24 protein-coding genes are annotated in these 22,319 nt (G+C 65.4%); 14 read left to right on the forward strand and 10 right to left on the reverse strand.

The genetic code is table 11. The features are described from left to right. Window positions 1-14: 14 nt before the first annotated feature. Window positions 15-1,115 carry a 6-phosphofructokinase gene (locus VGD10_RS10815; RefSeq protein ID WP_331040828.1) on the reverse strand — a complete coding sequence of 367 codons (1,101 nt, stop codon included), beginning with the start codon at window positions 1,113-1,115 and terminating at the stop codon, window positions 15-17. A 5-nt stretch (window positions 1,116-1,120) separates the two neighbouring features. After that, the gene (locus VGD10_RS10820; protein ID WP_331040829.1) at window positions 1,121-1,831 is read right to left on the reverse strand and encodes a zinc-ribbon domain-containing protein; all 711 of its coding nucleotides are present in this window, start codon (window positions 1,829-1,831) and stop codon (window positions 1,121-1,123) included. 153 nt (window positions 1,832-1,984) lie between these two features. On the opposite strand from VGD10_RS10820, the gene ftsE reads away from it, so the two are divergent. Genes ftsE through VGD10_RS10840 form a run of 4 tightly spaced genes read left to right on the forward strand, consistent with a single transcriptional unit; the run spans window position 1,985 to window position 4,786 of the window. Further along, on the forward strand, window positions 1,985-2,698 hold the full coding sequence (gene ftsE / locus VGD10_RS10825; protein WP_331040860.1) for a cell division ATP-binding protein FtsE: 714 nt from the start codon (window positions 1,985-1,987) through the stop codon (window positions 2,696-2,698). Continuing rightward, window positions 2,695-3,573 carry a cell division protein FtsX gene (locus VGD10_RS10830; protein WP_331040830.1) on the forward strand — a complete coding sequence of 293 codons (879 nt, stop codon included), beginning with the start codon at window positions 2,695-2,697 and terminating at the stop codon, window positions 3,571-3,573. Before ftsE ends, VGD10_RS10830 begins: the two co-directional genes overlap by 4 nt. Then, on the forward strand, window positions 3,570-4,100 hold the full coding sequence (locus VGD10_RS10835; RefSeq protein WP_331040831.1) for a YdcF family protein: 531 nt from the start codon (window positions 3,570-3,572) through the stop codon (window positions 4,098-4,100). Before VGD10_RS10830 ends, VGD10_RS10835 begins: the two co-directional genes overlap by 4 nt. Then, the gene (locus VGD10_RS10840) at window positions 4,100-4,786 is read left to right on the forward strand and encodes a lysophospholipid acyltransferase family protein (protein ID WP_331040832.1); all 687 of its coding nucleotides are present in this window, start codon (window positions 4,100-4,102) and stop codon (window positions 4,784-4,786) included. Before VGD10_RS10835 ends, VGD10_RS10840 begins: the two co-directional genes overlap by 1 nt. Here the strand turns inward: VGD10_RS10840 and pheT are convergent. From pheT to VGD10_RS10855, 3 genes are all read right to left on the reverse strand, one after another. Then, on the reverse strand, window positions 4,783-7,158 hold the full coding sequence (gene pheT, locus VGD10_RS10845; protein WP_331040833.1) for a phenylalanine--tRNA ligase subunit beta: 2,376 nt from the start codon (window positions 7,156-7,158) through the stop codon (window positions 4,783-4,785). The genes VGD10_RS10840 and pheT overlap by 4 nt on opposite strands. After that, window positions 7,155-8,237 carry a phenylalanine--tRNA ligase subunit alpha gene (pheS, locus tag VGD10_RS10850; RefSeq protein ID WP_331040834.1) on the reverse strand — a complete coding sequence of 361 codons (1,083 nt, stop codon included), beginning with the start codon at window positions 8,235-8,237 and terminating at the stop codon, window positions 7,155-7,157. Before pheS ends, pheT begins: the two co-directional genes overlap by 4 nt. Before the next feature lie 125 nt (window positions 8,238-8,362). Then, entirely contained in the window at window positions 8,363-8,935 is a 573-nt protein-coding gene (locus VGD10_RS10855) for an EF-hand domain-containing protein (RefSeq protein WP_331040835.1), read from the reverse strand. Between the two features lie 132 nt (window positions 8,936-9,067). Here VGD10_RS10855 and VGD10_RS10860 point away from each other — a divergent pair, with 132 nt between their 5' ends. Genes VGD10_RS10860 through VGD10_RS10870 form a run of 3 tightly spaced genes read left to right on the forward strand, consistent with a single transcriptional unit; the run spans window position 9,068 to window position 13,111 of the window. Then, the gene (locus VGD10_RS10860; protein WP_331040836.1) at window positions 9,068-10,435 is read left to right on the forward strand and encodes a sulfatase-like hydrolase/transferase; all 1,368 of its coding nucleotides are present in this window, start codon (window positions 9,068-9,070) and stop codon (window positions 10,433-10,435) included. 52 nt (window positions 10,436-10,487) lie between these two features. Continuing rightward, window positions 10,488-12,092: a hypothetical protein gene (locus VGD10_RS10865; protein ID WP_331040837.1), complete on the forward strand. Its 1,605-nt coding sequence runs from the start codon at window positions 10,488-10,490 to the stop codon at window positions 12,090-12,092. Beyond that, window positions 12,089-13,111 (forward strand): glycosyltransferase family 2 protein, encoded by a 1,023-nt coding sequence (locus VGD10_RS10870; protein WP_331040838.1) that lies wholly within the window; start codon window positions 12,089-12,091, stop codon window positions 13,109-13,111. The genes VGD10_RS10865 and VGD10_RS10870 overlap by 4 nt, the downstream gene beginning before the upstream one ends. Here the strand turns inward: VGD10_RS10870 and VGD10_RS10875 are convergent. After that, window positions 13,045-13,773 carry a class I SAM-dependent methyltransferase gene (locus VGD10_RS10875; protein ID WP_331040839.1) on the reverse strand — a complete coding sequence of 243 codons (729 nt, stop codon included), beginning with the start codon at window positions 13,771-13,773 and terminating at the stop codon, window positions 13,045-13,047. The two genes, VGD10_RS10870 and VGD10_RS10875, sit on opposite strands and share 67 nt — an antisense overlap. Continuing rightward, a complete protein-coding gene (locus tag VGD10_RS10880) occupies window positions 13,773-14,186 on the reverse strand; it encodes a GtrA family protein (RefSeq protein WP_331040840.1) in 414 nt (137 codons plus the stop codon). Before VGD10_RS10880 ends, VGD10_RS10875 begins: the two co-directional genes overlap by 1 nt. Window positions 14,187-14,231: 45 nt before the next feature. On the opposite strand from VGD10_RS10880, the gene VGD10_RS10885 reads away from it, so the two are divergent. Next, the gene (locus tag VGD10_RS10885; RefSeq protein WP_331040841.1) at window positions 14,232-16,040 is read left to right on the forward strand and encodes an AcrB/AcrD/AcrF family protein; all 1,809 of its coding nucleotides are present in this window, start codon (window positions 14,232-14,234) and stop codon (window positions 16,038-16,040) included. Here the strand turns inward: VGD10_RS10885 and VGD10_RS10890 are convergent. From VGD10_RS10890 to VGD10_RS10900, 3 genes are read right to left on the reverse strand one after another with little or no spacing between them, the layout of a single operon-like run. Beyond that, window positions 16,030-16,653, reverse strand: a complete 624-nt coding sequence (locus VGD10_RS10890) for a MarC family protein (RefSeq protein WP_331040842.1) — start codon at window positions 16,651-16,653, stop codon at window positions 16,030-16,032. The genes VGD10_RS10885 and VGD10_RS10890 overlap by 11 nt on opposite strands. Next, the gene (folD, locus tag VGD10_RS10895; protein WP_331040843.1) at window positions 16,650-17,522 is read right to left on the reverse strand and encodes a bifunctional methylenetetrahydrofolate dehydrogenase/methenyltetrahydrofolate cyclohydrolase FolD; all 873 of its coding nucleotides are present in this window, start codon (window positions 17,520-17,522) and stop codon (window positions 16,650-16,652) included. Before folD ends, VGD10_RS10890 begins: the two co-directional genes overlap by 4 nt. A gap of 3 nt (window positions 17,523-17,525) precedes the next feature. Continuing rightward, window positions 17,526-17,819, reverse strand: coding sequence for a YggT family protein (locus VGD10_RS10900; protein ID WP_331040844.1), 294 nt, complete (start codon window positions 17,817-17,819; stop codon window positions 17,526-17,528). A 110-nt stretch (window positions 17,820-17,929) separates the two neighbouring features. Between VGD10_RS10900 and VGD10_RS10905 the strand changes: the two genes are divergently transcribed. The 6 genes from VGD10_RS10905 (at window position 17,930) to VGD10_RS10930 (ending at window position 22,313) form a co-directional block, all read left to right on the forward strand. Beyond that, the gene (locus VGD10_RS10905; protein ID WP_331040845.1) at window positions 17,930-18,547 is read left to right on the forward strand and encodes a ribonuclease H-like domain-containing protein; all 618 of its coding nucleotides are present in this window, start codon (window positions 17,930-17,932) and stop codon (window positions 18,545-18,547) included. Then, window positions 18,540-19,178 (forward strand): LPS export ABC transporter periplasmic protein LptC, encoded by a 639-nt coding sequence (locus VGD10_RS10910; RefSeq protein WP_331040846.1) that lies wholly within the window; start codon window positions 18,540-18,542, stop codon window positions 19,176-19,178. Before VGD10_RS10905 ends, VGD10_RS10910 begins: the two co-directional genes overlap by 8 nt. A 5-nt stretch (window positions 19,179-19,183) precedes the next feature. Further along, on the forward strand, window positions 19,184-19,726 hold the full coding sequence (locus VGD10_RS10915; protein WP_331040861.1) for an LptA/OstA family protein: 543 nt from the start codon (window positions 19,184-19,186) through the stop codon (window positions 19,724-19,726). Between the two features lie 121 nt (window positions 19,727-19,847). Continuing rightward, entirely contained in the window at window positions 19,848-20,618 is a 771-nt protein-coding gene (gene lptB, locus VGD10_RS10920) for an LPS export ABC transporter ATP-binding protein (protein WP_331040847.1), read from the forward strand. Window positions 20,619-20,620: 2 nt separating this feature from the next. Beyond that, window positions 20,621-22,129 (forward strand): RNA polymerase factor sigma-54, encoded by a 1,509-nt coding sequence (gene rpoN / locus VGD10_RS10925; RefSeq protein ID WP_331040848.1) that lies wholly within the window; start codon window positions 20,621-20,623, stop codon window positions 22,127-22,129. 46 nt (window positions 22,130-22,175) lie between these two features. After that, window positions 22,176-22,313: a hypothetical protein gene (locus tag VGD10_RS10930; protein ID WP_331040849.1), complete on the forward strand. Its 138-nt coding sequence runs from the start codon at window positions 22,176-22,178 to the stop codon at window positions 22,311-22,313. The last annotated feature ends 6 nt before the right edge of the window (window positions 22,314-22,319 follow it).

Here is a 22,319-nt window from a genome sequence, read left to right on the forward strand (position 1 = left end):
AGCCTATCACAATCTCAGTAAAGGAACATGGGCATGCCTTCGACGCGCATCAGCCGCGCCCGATAGGCGGAACGATCGTACAGGCCGGTGACGTCGACCTTCTTCTCGCCCTTCAGCAAAGTGTCGACCGGCACATGATCATAGTTGCCGTCGGTCAGGGTGACCATGCAACCCATTTGGCCCCGTGCCAGCAGCTGCACGGCAAGCCCGCCAAAGGCGAAGCCGACCATCCGGTCCATCGCATCGGGCTCGCCGGCGCGCATCAGATAGGCAAGCTCCTGATTGACGACGCCGCAGCCGAGCCGGGCACTGATCGCCTGCCCGAGCCGGTGACCGATTCCGATGTCGCCGCGCTGGCTTGCAGGCTTGGAAAGGTCGTCGCCGCCCGCGCCCTCGCCTTCGATACGGGCGCCTTCGGAGATGACGCACATCGCATAATGGGCCGGGTTGCTGTCCTTGTCCTCGGCAAGGAGCGGAAGCAGCACGTCGAGATCGGCCGGAACCTCCGCGATCACCGTGCGGTCGACCTGCGCCAGGAAGCCGGCGAGAAGCGCCGTCTCGCCGCTCCGCCGTCCGAACAGCTCGACCACGCCGATCCGCTCGTGGCTTTCGACGGTGGTGCGGAGTGCATTGATCGCCTCGACCGAACGGCTGACGGCTGTCGAAAAGCCGATGCAATAATCGGTGCCGAAAACGTCATTATCCATGGTCTTCGGGACGGAGATGACCGGCACCCCCTGCGCCGCCAGATGCGCAGAGAAGCGCAGGGTGCCGTCGCCGCCGAGCGTGATCATCGCGTCGATGCCGAGTTTTTCCAGCACCTCCAGCACCCGCGCTGTGCGGTCGCCCTCCTTCAGCGTGCGGGGATCGGTGCGCGAGGTGTGCAGGATCGTGCCGCCCATCCGGTCGATGCCGCGGACACCCTCGCGCGTGAGCGGCACGCTGTTGATCGCAATGCTCGCCGCGTCGGAAGGATCGATGGCGAGCACGCCCTCCCAGCCGCGGCGAAAGCCGGTCACCTCCCAGCCGAGATCGTCCGCTGACAGGGTGATTGAGCGAATGCAGGGGTTGAGGCCCGGCACATCGCCGCCGCCCGTGAGAATTCCGATGCGCATGAAGGTTAAACGGCGGGGCCGAAGCTGAGGTTCAGATCACGCGCGCTTCGCGGCACATTGGTCTCGGCCACGTCGAAGGTGGCGCTTTCATTCGGGCCAAGCTGGCTCACCGGTGCGGAAATGGAAAAAGTATGGACTACGCGCTGCGTCGCGTCGCGAAGCTCTGCCTTGATCTGCGGCACCCTCCGCGCCTCGTCGCTGGTGTTGATTACGCGCCCGTAAACGCGGAGCAGCTCGTTCCCGCTTTCCAGCACCGCGCGCTCCGGCTGTTTGGTATATTCGAGCGACAGGCCGGCATCGGCGCTGCGCTCGCCGCCGATGTTGAGGAGGCCGAGATACCAGGCCGCAGCCGCTGCCGCTGCAAGCGCGAGTGCCGCAAGCAATAGCCAGAGGCCGATGCGGCGCCGAGGCTCCGGCTCGGGATCGTAGGGCTGGTAATCAGATGCGGGTTCCTCAGCCTCGACCTTAGGTTCCGTCAGGGGCTCGGGAGGCGGTTCGGGCTCGGCTTTCCGACCGCGCGACGGAGACGGTGGCGGCGGCGACGTCGGCGCAGTAGCCGCAACGGGCGGAGGCACTGACGGAGATGCGACGGGAGGCGCGGGCTCCTGGAACCAGCTATGCTTGCAGCTCGCGCACCGCACCTGGCGGCCGGTTGCCCCGACCGCGCTGTCCGGCACCGTATAGCGGGTGTGGCATGCTGGACAGGTAAGGATCATTCGCTACGGCTGCCCCTTCGACGCTCTTTCCGCGAATCTAACCAGTGATAGGGTCGCCATGCAAGCGAATGCCGCGATTTCGCACCGATTTGCTTTGCCAGGATTCGGGCGCCATGCCATTGCTTTGCCTCAAGGGGAGCGGCGGAGGCAGGTCTGAGCCAGGGCACGATCGTCCAGTTCGAGAATGTCGGCCTGCGCTACGGCACGGGATCCGAGGCGCTTTCGGACCTCAGCTTCTCCCTGCGCGCGGGCGGCTTCTACTTCCTCACCGGCCCCTCGGGCGCCGGCAAGACCTCGCTCCTTCGCCTCCTCTATCTCGCCCATCGGCCGAGCCGCGGCCTCATCCGCCTGTTCGGCGAGGATATCGTCAGGGTACCCCGGCACCGCCTTCCGCAATTCCGGCGCCGCATTGGCGTCGTCTTCCAGGATTTCCGGCTCGTCCCGCACCTCTCGGCCTTCGACAATGTCGCGCTGCCGCTCCGCATCATGGGCCTGCCGGAGAAGGACCTCAAAGGTACGGTGACGGAAATGCTGGACTGGGCAGGCCTTACCCACCGCGCCAGCGCCCGCCCGGCCACGCTCTCCGGGGGCGAGCAGCAGCGCGTGGCGATCGCCCGCGCCGTCATTGCGAAGCCCGAACTGCTGATTGCCGACGAGCCCACCGGCAATGTCGACCCGGAAATGGCAACCCGCCTCCTCGGCTTGTTCGATGCGCTCAACAAGCTCGGGACGACGGTGATCGTCGCCACCCATGACCTCCACCTGATCGGCCGCGTGCCGCGCGCCGAGATGCTGCGGCTGGACCGGGGCCAAGTGTCGGACCCGACAGGAGCGCTCCGTCACCCACCGCGAAGGATCGCTGAATGATCGGCGGTGCGGCCATAGGCGCCGCGGACCGAAACCTGCTGCCGGAGGGGCGCACGGCAGGACCGATGCCCTGGGTCATCGCCATCATGATCTTCCTTACCATCCTCGCCGCCGCTGCGGGCCTTGGTCTCGATCGCGCCGCGCGCGGGATAGAAGGCGGTAACCGGGTGACGGTGCAGATCGTCGAGGCGAACGCCGCGAGAAGGAACGCGGAAGCCGGGTCCGCCCTTGCCCTTCTGCAGCGGCATCCCGCCGTCCAGTTGGCCCGCCGCGTCAGCGACGCCGAAATGCAGCGACTCCTCGAACCGTGGCTCGGCGTGGCAAGCGACGGCGATATCCCCATTCCCGCGATGATCGAGGCGGAGCTGAAGCCCGGAGGCGACGCGGAACAGCTGCGCCAACCGCTCCGCAGCGTTTCGCCATCCGCCCGCGTCGATGCCAATGCAGAATGGCTGGCGCCTCTGAAGCGCCTCATCTCCGCCCTTCGCTGGCTGGCACTTGGTCTCGTGCTGCTGATGCTTGCGGCGACCGCCGCCTCGGTGGTCCTTGCCGCTCGCGCCGCGCTCGACACCCATCGCGGCACGATCGAGGTGCTGCACCTGATGGGCGCCACCGATCATCAGGTGGCGCACCTCTTCCAGCGCCGCATCGCGCGCGACGCTCTGTTCGGCGGCGGCGCCGGGCTTGTCGGGGCGTTGCTGGTCCTGTGGCTCCTCGGCCGGCTTGTGGCCGCGCTCGGTTCCCACCTCATCGGCTCTGTTTCACTGCCTGTGCCAAGCCTCCTGCTTCTGGCGCTGATCCCGCTCCTCGGCGTGCTGCTCGCAATGCTGGTTGCCCGCGCGACGATTTTGCGGGCATTGGATAGGCTTCTATGATCGCCCGCGCCCTTGCCTTCCTGCTGCTCATCTATGTGCTCGGCTACGCACTGTTCGTGGTGCTGCTGCCGAAGCCGGCCGGAGAGGAGCGCACCGACGGAATCGTCGTCCTGACCGGCGGCGCCAAGCGGCTGGAGCGAGGTCTCGACCTCGTCGAGCGCGGCAGGGCGCGGCGGCTCCTCGTCTCCGGCGTCGATAGGACGGTTCGGCCGGTTGAACTCGCCACGCGCTACAATGCCGACGAAGCCCTCTTCGAATGCTGCATCGACCTTGGCCGGGAGTCGGTGGACACCCGCTCCAACGGCACCGAAACGGCCCGCTGGGTGCGGCAGAAGAAGTTCAAGTCGATCCGCCTCGTCACCACCGACTGGCACATGCCACGTGCCCGCTTCGAACTCTCGCAGGCCCTGGACGAGGGCGTCACTGTGCTTCCGGACGCGGTGGACAGCGATCCCAGCTTCCGCGTGCTCTTCACCGAATATAACAAATATCTGCTCCGGCGGGCGGCGGTCCTCGTCGGCATCTGATGAACGGCCTCCGTTCCAGCCTGTTCGCCCTGTTCTTCTATTCGGGTAGCGTCGTTGCGGTGCTGCTCGCGATCTTGGGCGCGGTGGTCGGGCGGGAGCCGCTGATCCGCGTCACCTACGGCTGGGCCCGCTATCATCGCTTCTGCGCCAGAGTGTTTCTCGGCATCAGATCGAGGGTCGAGGGGCCACGTCCACGCGGTCCCCTGCTGGTCGCTTCCAAGCATCAGTCGATGTTCGAGACGATCGAACTGCTGCTCATGTTCGACCGGCCGACGGTGGTGCTGAAGCGGGAACTTGCCGACATTCCCGGCTGGGGCTGGGTCGCCCGCCGCTACGGCGTCATTCCGGTTGACCGGGAAGGCGGGGCCGCCTCGCTCCGCCGCATGCTGAAGGCGGCGAGCCAGGCAATCGCCCAAGGCCGGGCCATCGTCATCTTCCCCGAAGGTACCCGGGTCCTGCCGGGCGAGCAGCCTCCGCTGCAGGCGGGCTTCGCCGGCCTCTACAAGGCGCTCGGCGTGCCAGTGCTTCCCATTGCACTCGACAGCGGCCGACTCTGGCCGCGTCGAAGCTTCGTCAAACGGGCGGGCATCGTGACCTTCCGCGTCCATGAAGCGATTCCGCCCGGTCTGCCTCGCAAAGAGGTCGAGGCGCGGGTTCACGCGTCGATCAATAGTCTGGAAGCTTAGGCGCGGAGCTGCGCCCCAAGCTTAGCGGCGGCGGCGACGATCCGGTCGGAGATCGCCTTCAGCTCCTCGTCGGTGAAGCTCTTCTCGCCCGGCTGCAGCGTCACCTCGATCGCAAGGGACTTCTGTCCCTCCGGCACGCCTTGGCCGGTGAAGATGTCGAACAGGCTGGCGGAGACGATGGCGGCTTTGTCGGCGCCCCGCACCGCGCGCAGCAGCTGGTCGGCCTTCATCTCGGCTGGCACGAGGAAGGCGAAGTCGCGCTTCACAGCCTGCAGAGCGGGCGGCGCATAAGCGTCCCGCATCCGTCCGCCACCGCGCTTCTGCGGGATGGCGTCAAGATAGATTTCCGCCGCCACCGCAGTCCCGTCGAGGTCGAAGGCGCGGAGCGTCGCCGGATGAAGCTCGCCGAACTCGGCCAGCACATTCTTCGGCCCGAGGCATAGCCGTCCCGAGCGGCCAGGATGATAGATGCCCGCCGCGCCGTCCAGCACCTGCAGATTGTCGACGGGCGCCCCCGCCGCCGCAAGCAACGCCATCGCCTCCGCCTTGGCGTCATAGGCGTCGAAGGACTTGGCCTTGCCGCTGCGCCAATGGCGACCCTCGCGCTCGCCCGCGAGGACGATGCCGAGCGTCGCCCGCTCCTCGTCGGCAAGGTAGCGCCGCCCGATTTCGAACAGCCGCACGCTTTCCGCGCCCCGATCCATGTTGCGCCGCGCCGCAGACAGCAGCCCGGGGAGGAGCGAGGGGCGCATCGCCTTCATCTCCTCGCTAATCGGATTGTCGAGGATCCAGGCGCTGCCGCCGAACGGCGCCGCCTCGGCTTCGGAAATGAAGCTCCAGGTCACTGCTTCGTTAAAACCGCGTGATGCCGCCGTACGCCGGGCACGGCGCTCCAGAAGCTGTTCGGCAGTGGCGGTCGGCTTCGCAACGCCCGGAGCCCGCGGCAGCGGCGTCGAAGGCACCGCGTTCAGCCCCTCGATGCGCACGACCTCCTCGACGATGTCGGCGGAACCATCGACGTCGCGACGCCACGACGGCACCTCGACGCTCCAGACGGAGCCCTCGGTGACGCCAAAGCCGAGCCGCTCCAATATGTCTTTCTGCCGCGCCTGCGGCACCGCGACCCCCGCCAGTTCGGCGGTGCGGTCGGGACGATAATCCACCACCTTCTGGGGGATGGGCGGCGTTCCGGCGCGGACGATCTCGGAGGGCTCGCCCCCTGCCAGCTCCAGCGCCATCTGGGTGGCGATCGCAAGACCCGCGTCGAGGAAGGCAGGATCGACTCCCCGCTCGAAGCGGCTCCGGGCATCCGAGGTGAGGCCAAGTTTCTGACCGCTGAGCGCAATGCGTTCCGGATCGAAATAGGCGCATTCGATGAGGATATCGGTCGTCTCGTCGGCGACACTCGAATGCTCGCCGCCCATGATGCCGCCTATGTCGTGCACGCCTTCCTCGTCGGCGATGACCGTGATCGACGGGTCCAGGGCATAGGTCTTCCCATTGAGCGCCAGCACCTCCTCGCCCTCGGCCGCTCGGCGCGCGACGACCGCGCCTTGAAGCTTCGCAAGGTCGTAGACGTGGAGCGGCCGCCCATAGCTCAGCATGATGTAGTTCGTCATATCGACGAGGGCGCTGATCGGCCGCTGCCCGACCGCCTTCAGCCGCTGCTGCAGCCAGGCGGGCGACGGCCCGTTCTTCACGCCCCGGACGACGCGGCCGTAGAAAGCGGGGCAGCCTTCCGGATCGTCGATGCGGATTTCGGCGGGACAGGGGAAGCTGCCCGCAATCTCCCTTACCTCGATCGGCTTCAGAGCGCCGAGCCCTGCCGCGGCAAGGTCACGGGCAATGCCATGGACGCCCATCGCATCCTGCCGGTTCGGCGTGACGCTGACATCGATCACCGGATCGTCGAGCCCGGCCCAGCCCGCATAAGCAGCGCCCACCGGTGCATCTTCGGGAAGTTCGATGATCCCGTCATGCTCGTCGCCGAGCTCCAGCTCCCGCACCGAACACATCATGCCCCGGCTCTCGACGCCGCGTATTGCCGCCACTTTCAGCGTGATGTCGCTGCCCGGCACATAGGTCCCAGGCGCGCCGAATACGCCTTTCAGACCCGCTCGCGCATTGGGCGCGCCGCACACCACCTGTACGGGATCGCCCGCGCCGGTATCCACGGTCAGCACCTGCAGCTTGTCGGCCTGCGGATGACGTTCTGCCTTCAGAACCTTGGCGATGGTGAAGGGCGCGAGCTTCTCGGCGGCATTCTCCACGCCCTCGACTTCGAGGCCGATGCGGGTGAGGGTGTCGACCACCTGTTCGAGTGTCGCATCCGTCTCCAGATGCTCTTTGAGCCAGTTGAGGGTGAACTTCATGCGCCCACGCCTCCGCTCAGCGTCGGAACGTCGAGGCTCCTGAAGCCATAGTGGCGGAGCCAGCGAAGGTCCGCGTCGAAGAAGGCGCGGAGGTCGTCCATACCGTATTTGAGCATCGCCAACCGGTCGATGCCGCAGCCGAAGGCGAAACCCTGCCACACGTTTGGATCGAGCCCGCAGGCGGCGATGACGCGCGGATGCACCATTCCCGAGCCGAGCAGCTCCATCCAGCCGTCGGAACCGCCAAGCACCCGCCTGCCGTTCTGCATGGTGAAGCCGACATCGACCTCCACAGAAGGCTCGGTGAAGGGGAAATAACTCGGGCGCAGCCGCAGCACGATGTCGTCCCGCTCAAAATAGGCCTTCAGGAAGGTCTCGAGCGTCCATTTGAGGTGGCCGAGGTGAATACCCTTGTCGATCACCAGCCCCTCAACCTGGTGGAACATCGGCGTATGCGTGGCGTCGCTGTCGGAGCGGTAGGTGCGGCCCGGCGCAATGATGTAGATGGGCGGCTCCTGCGACGTCATGGTCCTGATCTGGACCGGTGACGTATGGGTGCGGAGCAGCATGCGCTTGCCGTCCTTCGCCTTGTCCTCGCCAAAATAGAAAGTGTCATGCATCGCCCGCGCTGGATGGCTTTCGGGAATGTTGAGCGCGGTGAAGTTCCGCCAGTCGTCCTCGATCTCGGGCCCCGTCGCGACCGAAAAGCCCAAGTCGGCGAAAATTTCGGCAAGCTCGTCCATCACTTGACTGACGGGGTGAACGCTGCCCTGCGCACCGGTCGAGATCGGCAACGTCATGTCCAACGTCTCCGTCGCAAGCCTCCGGTCCAGCTCCGCCGCTTCCAGCGCAGCCTTCCGCGCGGCTATGGCGTCCGACACCTTTTCGCGCAGCCCATGGATGCGCGGGCCCTCGGCCTGTCTCTGCTCTGGCGTCATGCCGCCAAGCGTCTTCAGAAGCTGGGTAACCGCGCCCTGTTTGCCGAGCGCGGCGACGCGCTCCGCCTCGAGCGCGCCAAGGTCTGCCGCACCCTCGATCCGGCTCAGCCAGTCGCTCGTCATGCTCTCGATATCGGACATGCCCGCCCTTAAGCAGGGCTCCCCCGAAAATGCAAAGGCTTCACGCCTTGAGGCGACATCTGCAGTGCACACGAAAAAAAGGCCGGGGCGGTCGAAACGCCCCGGCCTTGTCGCTGCTTCAGCCTTTAGCCGTTTCGGCGACCCTGCCGCTGTCCACGCGGCGTGCGGCGCTCCTCGCGGGTCAGAGTGCCGTCGCGGTTAGCGTCCATGCGGTCGAACCGCTCGAGCCGGCGCGCCGTCGCTTCGGCGAGCGAGATGCGGCCGTCGCGATCGGCGTCGAGGCGGGCAAAGGCCTGCTGGCCGAGGCGTAGCCCCCGCTGCACGCGAAGCGCCTGCCGTTCGGCCCGGCACTCGCCGCGCGCCGCACGTCGCTCATTACGGTCGCCACGACCGGGGCGGGCGTCGAATTCCTGCCGGCTGATCTGCCCATCCCGATTGGTGTCGAGCCGCGCAAAAACTTGGCCTCGGCGGTCGCCGCGCCCCTTCTGCCCACGCGCCCGAACCTGCCCGGCCGCCGCCTGCGCTTCCGCCTGGGTTATGAACCCGTCCCGGTTCGCATCGGCACGCGCAAACTGCGCCTGAACCCGTGCCTGCACATCGGCCCGGGTCAGCGCGCGCGCCTGAGGCGCCTGTTGAGCGGACGCCGGCACCGCAACGACACCAGTCGCCGCGGCGGCGGCTATAATGAACTTCTTCATCACATCATTTCCTGTCTTTTAAGGTACTTGGATGCAAGCACACCTAGACGTTCTTCCCTGTCCGGGCCTTTAACGGTCGCATTAACCATTTTTTGAGCGCTCCGCTGCAAATGCTGAGGCGAGGGGAGCGAAATGGAAGCAGTGCTTGCAAGGCCGGTTTGGCCGCCGAAGATGCAGAGGATCGGCTCCTTCGCGAACTGGCTGCTGTGCTGGATCCTCCTTCCGAACCTTGCCTTCTGCCTGATGTGGCTGGTTGGCGGCCCGCCGCGTACCATGCCGATCATCATCACCGCGAGTATGGGACTGGCGCTCCACCGCGCGCCTTTCCCCCTGAAGTTTGGGGCTTTTCTCGTAGCGCTTTCCGTCTCCACCGCTTTCTACATATCGGGTCTGTTCAACCTCAGCATCTTCTCGCTGATGGCTTCCGTCCGGTTCGCATCCGAGCTCCGTCCGGAAGCCTCCCTTCAATATGTCGTCGCTGGAGCGGCGCTTCTGCTGACAGTCGTCATTGCTGGTCGCTCCCTGCAAAGCTCCACCGTTCTTGCAAAACCGGTGCTGCTCGTTGCCGCCATGGCTGCCGGAGTGGCCTTGGCAGTGGCCGACAGGCAGGCTGCCGACGCGCACGGGGGATCCTATCACCGCTCCGCCTCGCCCGGCGACCCGTTCGAATCCGCTATTTCGCGCAGTGGCATCGAGGGCCTCGCGACAGGCGAGCGTCACGTGATGGTCGTCATGGTGGAGTCGATGGGCAAGCCCGCCGACGCCGCAATAAGAAAAGAGCTGATCAACCTGTGGGCGACGCCCGAGGTGCGAAGCCGCTATCAAGTGACGAGCGGCGACACGCTTTACTACGGCTCAACGACTTCAGGGGAAATGCGCGAGCTTTGCGGCCGCTGGGGGGACTACCAGGAGGTAATCGGCCGCGCGGATACAGGCTGCCTCCCCCACCGGATGAAGGCCAAGGGTTACGGCACGCAGGCCTGGCACAGCTTCACAGGCGCCTTCTTCGACCGGACGAAATGGTACCCGAATATCGGCTTTCAGACGCTTCGCTTTGGCGACAGCATCATGGCTGACGGGGCGCAAAGGTGCCCAGGCGTCTTCCCGGGCGCTTGCGACACCGATGTGCCGGGACAAATTGCGGCGGCGCTGAAGAAGGCGGAAAAGCCGCAATTCCTCTACTGGCTGACGGTGAACACCCACCTGCCTGTTCTGAAGCATGAGCGGCTCGGCACATCGGACTGCAAGCGCTTCAGCACTGCACTCGATGCACAATATCCGATGATTTGCCGCCTCAACCAGATCTTGGACCGAACTGCCGGGGCGTTGGCAAAGGAAATCACCGCACCCGATTTCCCGCCGACCGATATCCTGATCGTCGGCGATCATATCCCGCCCTTCTACGATCGCCACCACCGCACCCAGTTCGCGCCGGACCGGGTGCCCTGGATCCTGCTCCGGGCCGATCCGGCGCCTAAGCCGGGCTTCACCGCCGCCTGATCCGGCGCAGCTTCAGGTTGACCGGAGGCGCGTTCCGAAGGATGCCGCGCTCATGACGAAGAGCGAAGCGGGGGAAGTGAAGGAGCGCTGGTGGGAAAGCCCCCGTTACGCACTCCTGCTCGTGCTGCTTTCGGCCGTGCCTCTGCTCTGGCCGGACATCGCGCCGCTGGTCGACCTCCCCGGCCATATGGGACGCTACCGGGTTCAGCTCGACCTTGCCGAATCCGAGGCGCTGCAGCGTTTCTACACGTTCGAATGGCGGCTGATCGGCAATCTCGGGATCGACCTTCTGGTCATCCCGCTGGCGCCGCTGCTGGGGCTGGAGCTCGCGGTGAGGCTAATCGTCCTTTCCATCCCGCCGCTGACTGCCGCAGGCCTGCTCCTCATCGCACGGGTGGTGCATGGGCGGCTTCCGCCGACGGCGCCGCTTGCGCTTCCATTCGCTTATTCCTTCCCCTTCCACTTCGGGTTCGTGAATTTTTGCCTCTCGATCGCCTTCGCCTTCCTCGCGTTCGCACTATGGCGCTGGCTTGCGATCAGGCGGCGCTTCCTCTTGCGGGCCGCTTTGTTCGTTCCGCTCTCCCTCCTCATTTGGGTCACGCATACGTTCGGCTGGGGCGTGCTTGGCGTGCTTGCCTATGCGGCGGAGATGGTGCGGCACCGCGACGAGGGGAAAGGCTGGTTCAAGTCCTGGTTCCAGGCGGCGTTCGACGTTCTCCCGCTGGTGCCGCCGATCCTGCTGATGGTTGCCTGGCGATCAGGCCAAGTCGGCGGCCGCACGACCGACTGGTTCAATTGGGAGCAGAAATTCCGCTGGTTCTACATGATGCTCCGCGACCGATGGGAGCTGTTCGATGTCGCTAGTGTCGCCCTCATGTCCTTCGTGATCGTCATCGCGCTGTTGATCATGCTCTGGGGCCTTTTCCTGCGTCCGCCGGAGCGGCGGCGGGTCGATTTCTCGCGCATGCTGGCGATCTTCGCGATTTTCCTGACGCTCGTCTTCCTTCTTCTCCCGCGCGTCGTGTTCGGTTCGGCTTATGCCGATATGCGGCTTGCACCCTTCGCCTTCGCGATGGCGCTGCTCGCGATCCGCTTTCATCCGGCAATGAGCACGGGCGCGCTGCGCTGGATTGCAATAGCCGCCCTCGCTTTCTTCCTCGCCCGCACCGGCGCGACGGCGGCTAGCTTCCTGATGTTCGACCGCGTCTATGACCGCGAGCTCCAGGCGCTGAACCACGTGCCGCGCGGCGCCCGCCTCGTCTCCTTCACAGGCATCACCTGCCGCCAGCCGTGGAAGATGTCGCGGCTCGAACATATGCCGGCGCTTGCCGTTGTCCGGCGTGACGCTTTCTCGAACGATCAATGGACGATGGTCGGCGCGCAGCTGCTCGGCGTCAATTATCCGCCGGGGCTGCGCTTCGTCCGCGATCCCTCGCAGATGGTGACCCCGGTCAAATGCCGCGGTGAATTCTGGCTGTCGCTCAACCAGACGCTGTTCCATCTTCCCCGGAACGCCTTCGATTATGTCTGGCTGATCCAGCCGCCGAGTCATGACCCGCGGCTTACCGCCGGACTTACGCCCCTCTGGCGGAGCGGCACGAGCGTGCTGTATCGGGTGGACGACCGCGGCAGTCCCGCCGCGCGGGGACGAGAATGAACGGGCCGACTTTATCCATCGTCATACCCTGCTTCAACGAAGAGGCCTGCCTCGGCGAGCTTCACCGCCGGGTGACCGCCGCGGCGCGCGGGACCGTCGGCAGCAGCTACGAGATCGTGCTGGTCAATGACGGTTCGCGGGACCGCACCTGGCCGATGATGCAGGCTCTGGCGCATGACGATCCGCACCTCGTCGCCATCAACCTTTCCCGCAACCACGGGCATCAGCTGGCCCTAACCGCCGGGCTCGACCTTTGCTCGGGCGATCGGATCCTGATCATTGATGCCGACCTTCAGGACCCGCCCGAACTGCTGCCCGAGATGATGGCAACGATGGACCGGCAGGAAGCGGACGTCGTATATGCCGTGCGCCGCCAGCGGGCAGGCGAGACCGCGTTCAAGAAGGCGACGGCCTCGCTCTTCTACCGGGCGCTGTCGCGCATCACCGATGTCGAAATTCCCGTCGATGCAGGCGATTTCCGACTGATGAGCCGTCGCGCGCTGGATGCTTTGCTGGCACTGCCCGAGCAGGCGCGCTTCATCCGAGGCATGGTGGCCTGGGTAGGCTTCCGGCAGGTGCCCTTCCTCTACGACCGCGCCGAACGTCATGCGGGCGAGACCAAGTATCCGCTCCGGAAGATGCTCGCTTTCGCGCTCGACGCGGTGACCGGCTTTTCGACCGCGCCGCTCCGCATCGCCAGCCATATTGGCCTCTGGCTGGTGGCCGCATCCGTGCTTCTGCTGCTCTACATCGCGGTCGGATTTGTCACCGGCTCCGCCATTCAGGGCTGGACCTCGCTGATGCTAGTCGTGGTGGTACTTGGCGCCGTGCAGATGTTCGTGCTCGGCATGATCGGCGAGTATCTCGGGCGCCTCTTCATAGAGGCGAAGCGCCGGCCACTCTACATCGTTTCTGAGATTGCGGGCGAGGCGGGCGGCCGCCGCGCCCTCGGTCACGTCGCGGAGACGATCGCCACCAAGGAGACGCCGGGCGTCAGCGAAATCCGGCCGATCGCGTAGCGCTCCAGCCCGAACAGCCATTCGAACGCCTTGTTAACCGGCGCCGGCGGCAGCTTGTCGTCGCTATCCTCCTTGCCCGTGATCCGCCCGCCCAGTCGCGCCGCGGCGGCAAGGGGGAAGAGGAGACTGTTGAAATAGCTCATCATGTCGAGCTTCAGCCCCGCATCCGCGATCACCCTCCGCAGGCCTTGCTTCGTGTAGCGCCGCTGATGGTGGTTCACCACGTCATGCGCGCTCCACATCCAGGGATGCGCCGGAACTGCGATGAGAATTTTTCCGCCCGGCTTCAGCCTACGGGCGATGCTCCGAAGCGCCTCCCGGTCCTCCGGCACATGCTCCAGCACGTCGAGGATGGCGATCATATCGTATTGCGCTTCGGGGACACCGGGCAGCTCCGGGAGCGGCGCGCTGCCAACCTCTTTCCCAAGCCGTTCCGAAGCGAGCTTCCTGGCGGCCGGATCAATCTCGATTGCATCCACCTCCCCGAAGCGCTTCAGCATCAGCACATTGTGACCCGTGCCGCAGCCTATCTCCAGGATGCGCGCGTCCTTCGGCAGCCCGATCCGGCGCCGGATAAGCTGCTCAAGGATGCGGCGGCGCGCCCGGTACCACCAGTGGCGCTCGTCCAGCTCGGCCATGCGGTCGTAGACGACCCGCTCCATCAGGCGAACACCCAGCGGCGGTTGAGTGCGAACGTGAGCAAAGGCGTCACGAAGAGCACCGGAATGACCGGCCACCAAGTGGGGCCGCCGAGCTGCTTCACTAGCAGCCAGACGAAGAACTGGTTGGCGAGGAAGCCGAGCGTGTTCACCGTGAAGAAGCGCGCCGTCCGGAGCGCCGATTTATCCCGGCTGCCATGCCCCTTGAAGCTCCAGCGGCTGTGAAGGAGGTAGCCGAGGCCGGTGAAGACGAGATAGTTGAGCGTCATCGACAACAGCGGCTCGACCCCGAACAGCTCCGCAACCACCCAATAGCCGCCGGCGACGAGCAGGGTCAGAAGCCCGCCGGTCAGCGCGAAGCGGACCAGCTGACCGAATAGGTCGCTGCGCGGCAATGCTCCGATCAAAATCTTCAACTTTCCTCAACTTGCCCTTTCCTATGCAGCGACTAATGGCGCCACATGGGGTTGGAAAGGGCGAACAGCGTGGCGGGGCAGGCGGAGGCGGAGAAAGAGGGCTTCTTCACGCGTCACTGGCGCCTTTGGCTGCTGCTTGCCTGGATCGCGGCCTCCGCCTTCTTCATCTACGGCCGATGGAACATGATCGGCTGGTTCAGCCTCGGCGACACCGACGACAATCTCCGCATGGCGCAGGTGCGCGCCTTGATGGCGGGGCAGGACTGGTACGACCTTCGCCAGTATAAGCTTAATCCGCCGCATGGTGCCGATATCCACTGGTCGCGCATCGTCGATCTGCCGATCGCAGGGATAAAGCTGGCGCTTGGAGGCCTTGTCGGCGGCAGGACGGCGGAAAAGGTGGCTGTGGCTGTCGCCCCGTTGCTGCCGATGCTGGTCGCGTTTTTGGCGATCGGCGCGGCGGCGCGGCGTCTTATCGCCCCCGCCGCCTTCCTGCCCGCGACCGCCATTCTGCTCTGTGCACCGTCCGTCATCGGCATGTGGGGACCGCTCAGGATTGATCATCATGGCTGGCAGCTGGCGATGCTTGCGCTTGCTGTCGCAGGACTTGTTGATCCCAAGCCAGCACGAGGAGGGCTGACCGTCGGCCTAGCGACAGCCGTGTCCTTATCGATTGGTCTCGAAATGCTGCTCTATCTCGCGGCGGCTGGTGCGATCACGGGATTGATGTGGGTGCGAGACCGGAACGAGGCGACGCGGCTTGCCGCCTATGGCGCCAGCCTCGCCGGCGGAACGGCGCTCGGCTATCTGCTATTCGCCTCCTACGCCAACCGTGCGCCGGTCTGCGATGCGCTGTCGCCAGTCTGGCTCTCGGTCATGGTCGCAGCAGGGGCGATCGGCGTGCTACTTGCCTTGCTTCCGCTTTCCTCGCGTTGGGGGCGGTTCGGCGTGGCGGCAGTCGCGGCGCTGCTGCTTGCAGGCGCCTATGCCTATTTCTGGCCGCATTGCGTCGGGCGTCTGGAACGCGCCTCGCCGGAGCTTCAGCATCTCTGGCTAAGCCGGGTCCGCGAAGCGCTGCCGCTCTACAAGCATAGCTGGAAGACCATCGCCACCGCCCTTGCCCTCCCAACCATGGGCCTGATCGGTTACAGCGTCATGCTGTGGCGGGGCCGGCGGGACGAGACTGCACTGATCCGCTGGGCTTCTATCGCGGCTTTGGCGCTGATGGCGGCTGGGCTCCTCGCCTGGCAGACGCGGGCGAGTCCGGCCGCGCAGCTGCTTGCGGTCCCTGGCTCGGCGGCGCTTGCCTGGATCGTCATTCCCTGGATGCGCACGCGCACCAACCTCGTCGTGCGTATTGTCGGCACCGTCGCCGCCTTTGCGATCATATCGGGCCTCGCCACCCGTTACGCGGTGTCGCAGATCCCGGAGCAGAAGAATGGCCGCGCCGACGCCGTGGGTCAGGCTAATGCGCGCTGCCCGACGCTTCCGGCGCTCGCGCCTGTGGCGAAGCAGCCCGCCGGGCTCGTCCTCACCCATGTCGACCTCGGCCCGCGCCTCATTACCGTGACGCGGCACAAGGCGATTGCCGGCCCCTATCACCGCAACGGCCAAGACATCATCGACATCATGCACGCTTTCCGCGGCACGCCGGAAAACGCCCGCGCCACGATCGAGCGGCGTAACGTGGATTACGTCCTCATCTGCCCGAACCTGTCCGAATCCACCATCTACCGTTCGGAAGCGCCGAAAGGCTTCTATGTTCAGCTGACGAAGGGGCAGGTGCCTGCCTGGCTTGAGCCGATCGATCTCGGCAAGGACTCGCCTTACAGAATGTGGCGGGTCAGACGCTGAAGCTGATCGAAATACCGTCGATCACGAACTGAGCGGCGAGCGCGGCGAGGATCACGCCGAGGATGCGGGTGATCATTGCCTCGATCTTGTGCCCCAGAAGCCGCATCAACGGCCCCGCCGCTAGCAGGGCGATCATCGTCAGCAGCAACACCGCGCCAAGCGCCGAGAGCACCACCAGCGACCCCTGAAGTCCGTCGCTCCGCGCCATCAACAGCATGATCGAAGCGATGGAGCCTGGGCCCGCGATCATCGGGATCGCCATCGGGAAGACGGAGATATCCTCCTGCTCCGGACTGGCGTTTATCTCGTTGGCGCGGTTCTCGCGGCGCTGCGTGCGCTTTTCGAACACCATTTCGAGCGCGATCAGGAACAGCATGATGCCGCCCGCGATGCGGAACGCGGCCAGGCTGATGCCGAGTTTCTCCAGCAGGTCCTCGCCGAAGATGGCGAAGAAAAGCAGAATCGCCGCCGCGATCAGGGTCGAGCGGATCGCCATCGCCCGCCGGTGCGCGGCGGTGGCCCCGCCGGTCAGGCTGGCGAAAATCGGCGCGCAGCCGGGCGGATCGATGATCACGAACAGGGTGACGAAGGCCGAGATGAACAGGTCGGTCACAGGCCCTCCGGCGGCGCAAGGCCCGCACGTGCGTGCGCCGCAACCAGGGTGTTCCGCAACAGCACCGCGATCGTCATCGGCCCGACCCCACCCGGCACCGGGGTGATCGCTCCGGCGACTTCCGAGGCACTGGCGAAGTCCACGTCGCCGACCAGCTTGCCGTCGACACGGTTGATGCCGACGTCGATCACCGCCGCGCCCGGCTTTAGCCAGTCGCCCTTCACCATCTCCGGCCGCCCCACCGCGGCCACCACGATGTCGGCCCTGCGCACGACGCCGGGCAGGTCCTTCGACCGGCTATGCGCGATGGTAACGGTGCAATTCTGCTGGAGGAGGAGCTGCGCCATCGGCTTGCCGACAATGTTGGAGCGGCCGATCACCACCGCCTCCTTTCCCGAAAGATCGCCAAGCCGGTCCTTCAGCAGCATCAGGCAGCCGAGCGGCGTGCAGGGCACCAGCGCCTCCTCGCCCACCGCGAGTCTGCCCGCATTGATGACGTGGAAGCCATCCACGTCCTTGGCGGGATCGATGGTGGCGATCACCGCCTGCTCGTCGATGCCCTTGGGGAGCGGCAGCTGGACGAGGATACCGTCCACTGTTTCGTTGTCGTTGAGGCGCCGAACGAGCGCGATCAGTTCCTCCTGGCTGGTGGTTTCGGGCAGCCTGTGCTCGAAACTCTCCATGCCGGCGGCGATGGTCGCCTTGCCCTTCGACCGGACATAAACCTGGCTTGCCGGGTCTTGCCCCACCAGCACGACCGCGAGACCGGGCTTCCGACCGGTGCTTGCGGTGAAAGCGGCCACGCCCTCGGCAACCCTGCCTCTCAGCCCTTCGGCGAAGGCCTTGCCGTCGATGACCGCCGCAACCATCGATCAATAGGCCATTTCGGAAGCAACGCCGGCGAGCAGGATGCGGACGACGTAGATAAGAAGGAGGACAACGAGCGGGGAGAAGTCGATACCTCCAAAGTCCGGAAGGATGCGCCGGATCGGCCGGTAGAGCGGCTCCGTGATCCGATCGAGCGCACCGAGGAAGGAGCGTACGAAATCGTTATGAGTGTTGATGACGTTGAAGGCGACCAGCCAGCTGATGATCGCCTGCGCGATGATGATATAGGTGAGTACCCGCAGCAGAAGGTCGAGCACCTGAAAGATGGCCATTTCCATATTGTCTCCCCGCCAGCACCGGCGCTCTGCCATGTAAGGGAGGCAGACCGAGTGGGCAACCGCGCGCCAAAGCATTGAGGCGCGGGCCGCTTCGGCCTATGCGGGGCCCTATGGCCGTTCATTTCCACGAAGAAGACCTGCCGGAAGGCGTGCTCGCCCCTGGCCCCGTCGCCGTCGATACCGAGACGATGGGGCTGCAGCTGAGCCGCGACAGGCTCTGCGTCGTCCAGATCGCCGACGGCCGCGGCGACGAGCATCTGGTGCGCTTCTCCAGGGGGAGCGATTACGCCGCACCGAACTTGAAGGCGGTGCTCGGCGATCCGCAGCGGCTCAAAATTTATCATTTCGCCCGCTTCGACATCGCCTCGATCCAGGCCTATCTCGGCGTGCTGCCCGCGCCCGTCTACTGCACGAAAACGGCCTCGCGCCTGATCCGCACCTATACGGACCGGCACGGCCTCAAGGATCTGGTGCGCGAGCTCCTCGGCAACGAAATCTCGAAGCAACAGCAGACGTCCGACTGGGGCGCCCCGGACCTCAGCGACGCGCAGAAGGATTATGCGGCCTCGGACGTCCGCTATCTCCACCAGCTGAAGGAGAAACTGGACGAGCGGCTGGAGCGGGAGGGCCGGACGGCGCTCGCCCAGGCTTGCTTCGACTTCCTGCCGCACCGGGCGCTGCTCGACCTCGCCGGCTGGGCGGAGGTGGACATCTTCGCCCATGTCTGAGCTTGCGGACCGGGAACGGCTGGTAAAGCGCAGCTGGGCCGCGCCCGGCGGGTTTCACGACTTCCTGATCGGCGTTCTGAAGCTCGCGCTCCCGATCGCGATCGGCCTCCTAGCCGCCTATCTCGCGCTCGCTCCGCTTCAGAAGACGAAGGAAATCAGCTTCATCCTCGACAAGAACAAGGTCGACGTCGCGAAGGAACGGATGCGGGTGCAGGCAGCGCGCTATCAGGGCCTCGACGCGCGCGGCCGCCCCTTCACGATCAGCGCCGCCTCGGCCATCCAAGCGACGTCCAGCGATCCGCTTGTCGAGATCAACGGCATGCGCGCCGGTATTCGCCTCGACGAAGGGCCAGCCACGATTGAGGCGGAGCGCGGGCGCTACGATCTCGAGCGGGAGACGGTGAACGTCGTTGGCCCGATCCTCTTCACCGCCGCCGACGGCTACCGGCTGCAGACCCGGGACGTCGCCGTCAACCTCAACGACCGCACCGTTACCGGCACCGGCCGCGTCGAAGGACAGATCCCGCTCGGCCGCTTCTCCGCCGATAGCATGACGGCAAGCCTTCCCGAGCGCCACGTGACGCTTCAGGGCCGCGCCCGCTTGCATATCGTCCAGGGCGGCCTCAGATGAGCAGGATGAAAGGCCTCGTCCTGTCCCTCACCCTTGGCGGCACCGCGTTGGCAGCTTTGGCGGTATCGCCCGCCTTCAGCCAGGGCGCGACATCGGCGCTTCAGGGCCATGACAGCAACGCACCCGTCAACGTGGCGTCCGACCGGATCGAGGTTCAGGACCGCGCGGATCGGGCGATCTTCTCCGGTAATGTCGTCGCGCAGCAGGGCAACCTTACTTTGAATGCGGCTCGCATCACACTCGCCTACACCAATGCAGGCGGCATCGAGATCGAGCGGATCGACGCGTCCGGCGGCGTTACGCTTCGAAGCCCGTCCGAAACGGCACGGAGCCAGTTCGCCATCTACGACCTCAACAGCCGCCTCATCACCATGATCGGCAACGTCACGCTGACGCGCGGAGAATCGCGGGTGAACGGCGGGCGGCTGGTGCTGGATCTCGACAGCGGACGCGCGGTCATGGACGGCGGCGGCGCGGCGCCTGTCGGAACGCGGAGCGAGGGCGGCCGGGTGACCGGCGTCTTCACCGTGCCGCAGCGGACGAATTAGGGGCGCGACTCCCATAATCTGAACCACTTAGGCGCTTCACGGCTGGACCCGGCAGGCAAAGTCATGCAGGATTCCTGCCAGTCGCGCTCCGGCAGGCGGGCGACTATAGGGCAAGGCAGGGATGAACGACGTAACGACCATCGAAAGGCAGCCGGAAGCGCGTGCGGATGTGCGCGGCCTGTCCGTCATCTCGATCGCCAAGTCCTATGACCGCAAATCCGTGCTCCGGGACGTGTCGCTCGACGTGAACCGTGGCGAGGTGGTCGGTCTGCTTGGGCCGAACGGCGCCGGCAAGACCACCTGCTTCTATTCGGTGATGGGCCTCGTGAAGCCCGACAGCGGCCGTATCCTCCTCGACGGGAAGGACATCACCGGCCTCCCCATGTATCGGCGCGCGATCCTGGGCCTCGGCTATCTCCCGCAGGAAACCTCGATCTTCCGTGGTCTCACCGTATCGCAGAACATCATGGCGGTGCTGGAGGTGGCGGAGCCTGATCGGCATGCACGAGCGCAAAGGCTGGAGCAATTGCTGGACGAATTCAGCATCCAGCATCTCCGCGACGCTCCGGCCATGGCGTTGTCAGGCGGCGAGAGACGGCGCTGCGAAATCGCGCGGGCGCTGGCGGCCAATCCCTCGATCATGCTGCTCGACGAGCCATTCGCCGGCATCGACCCCATCTCCATTTCCGACATTCGCGACCTCGTCGGCGAATTGAAGAAACGGGACATCGGCGTTCTCATCACGGACCACAATGTCCGCGAGACGCTGGACATCGTCGACCGCGCCTGCATCATCTACGACGGACAGGTGCTGTTCGCGGGCAGCCCCGAAGCTTTGGTCGCCGACGAGAATGTCCGGCGGCTCTATCTCGGTGAGAGCTTCGAGCTGTAGCCATGTCGCTCGGGCCGCGCCTCGATCTCAGGCAAAGCCAGTCACTGGTAATGACCCCGCAGCTTCAGCAGGCGATCCGCCTGCTGGCGCTCTCCAACCTTGAAGTCGAAAGCTTCATCGCCGAGGAGCTGGACCGCAATCCACTGCTCGAAAGCGCGGGCGAGAACGAGGATGCGCCGTCGGAGGCGACAGAGGCAGACTCCGATTTCGAAAGCGAAGAACCGGCGACGGTCGATCAACTCGTTCTATCAGGTGACGCCGGTGCGGATGCGCCGCTCGACGTCGACTACAATAGCGAAGACTTCCATCAGGACAGCACAGCCGACGCCACACTCGGCCTTGATGGCGGGCTCGGCCTTTCCGGCGATGTGGGAAGCGGATCGGGTGAGGGTCCGGACTTCGACAGCTTCGCCGCCAGCGAGATTTCGCTTCAGGATCACCTGATGGCGCAGGCGGGGGAATGCCTTTCCGGCACGGACCTGATCATCGCCGCCCACATCATCGAGCAGATTGAGGAGACGGGCTATTTTCTCGCCGCCCTCGGCGATATAGCGCAGCGCCTCGGCGTGCCTCTGGCAGAGGCGGAGCGGGTACTCCGGATCGTGCAGACCTTCGATCCACCTGGCGTGGGCGCCCGCTCGCTTTCCGAGTGTCTGGCGCTGCAGGCAACGGACGCGAACCGCTACGATCCGGCCATGGCGCGGCTGATCGACAATCTGGACTATCTCGCCAAGGGCAATCTCCCCGCGTTGAAGCGCATCTGCCGTGTCGACGATGAAGATCTTGCGGACATGATCCGCGAGCTTCGCGCCTACGACCCCAAGCCCGGCTGCAAGTTCCAGCAGAACGAAGATGGCGCCGACGCGATCGTGCCCGATGTGTTCGTGGCCCGGAAAGGCCTCGGCTGGGCGATCGAACTCAACGGCGCGACGCTGCCGAAGCTGCTGATCAACCGCACCTACTATACCGAGCTTGCAAGCGGGCCGCAGGACCGGAAATCGAAGGCATGGCTGTCCGAATGCCTCGCCAGCGCCAACTGGCTGCTGAAGGCGCTCGACCAGCGCGCCCGCACCATCGTCAGGGTCTCGACCGAGATCGTCAAGCAGCAGGACGCCTTCTTCCGGAACGGCGTTGAGCATCTGAAGCCGCTGACGCTCCGCGCCGTCGCCGAAGCGATCGGGATGCATGAATCGACCGTCAGCCGCGTCACCTCCAACAAATATCTCGCCTGCGACCGCGGTCTCTTCGAACTCAAATATTTCTTCACCAGCGGAATTCAGAGCGCCGACGGCGGCGATGCCGTCTCCGCCGAAGCGGTGAAGAGTCACATCAAGGCGCTTATCGGTGCCGAGGACGCCAAGATCCTGTCGGACGACCAACTGGTCGATCTGCTCCGTGCCAAGGGCTTCGACATCGCCCGCCGCACCGTCGCCAAATATCGCGAGGCAATGGGGATCGGCTCATCAGTTCAGCGGCGGCGGCAAAAGGCATTGGGCGCACGCGCCGCCTGAAACGAAAGCCCCTCCTCCACTGTTCTCCAACCAAAGGAGAGCATTGATGACCGATCACAAGAAGAAGGGCGATTTCGACCAGTGGCAGCAGGAAGACAAAGGCGGCGACAAGAAGCAGCGCGATAACCGCAACGAAAACAGCCGCACCGGATCCCAGAATAGCGGCGGCGGCGGCCGGGACTGAGCCTCT

The sequence above is a fragment of the Allosphingosinicella sp. genome (assembly GCF_036402135.1).
GTDB lineage: Bacteria > Pseudomonadota > Alphaproteobacteria > Sphingomonadales > Sphingomonadaceae > Allosphingosinicella.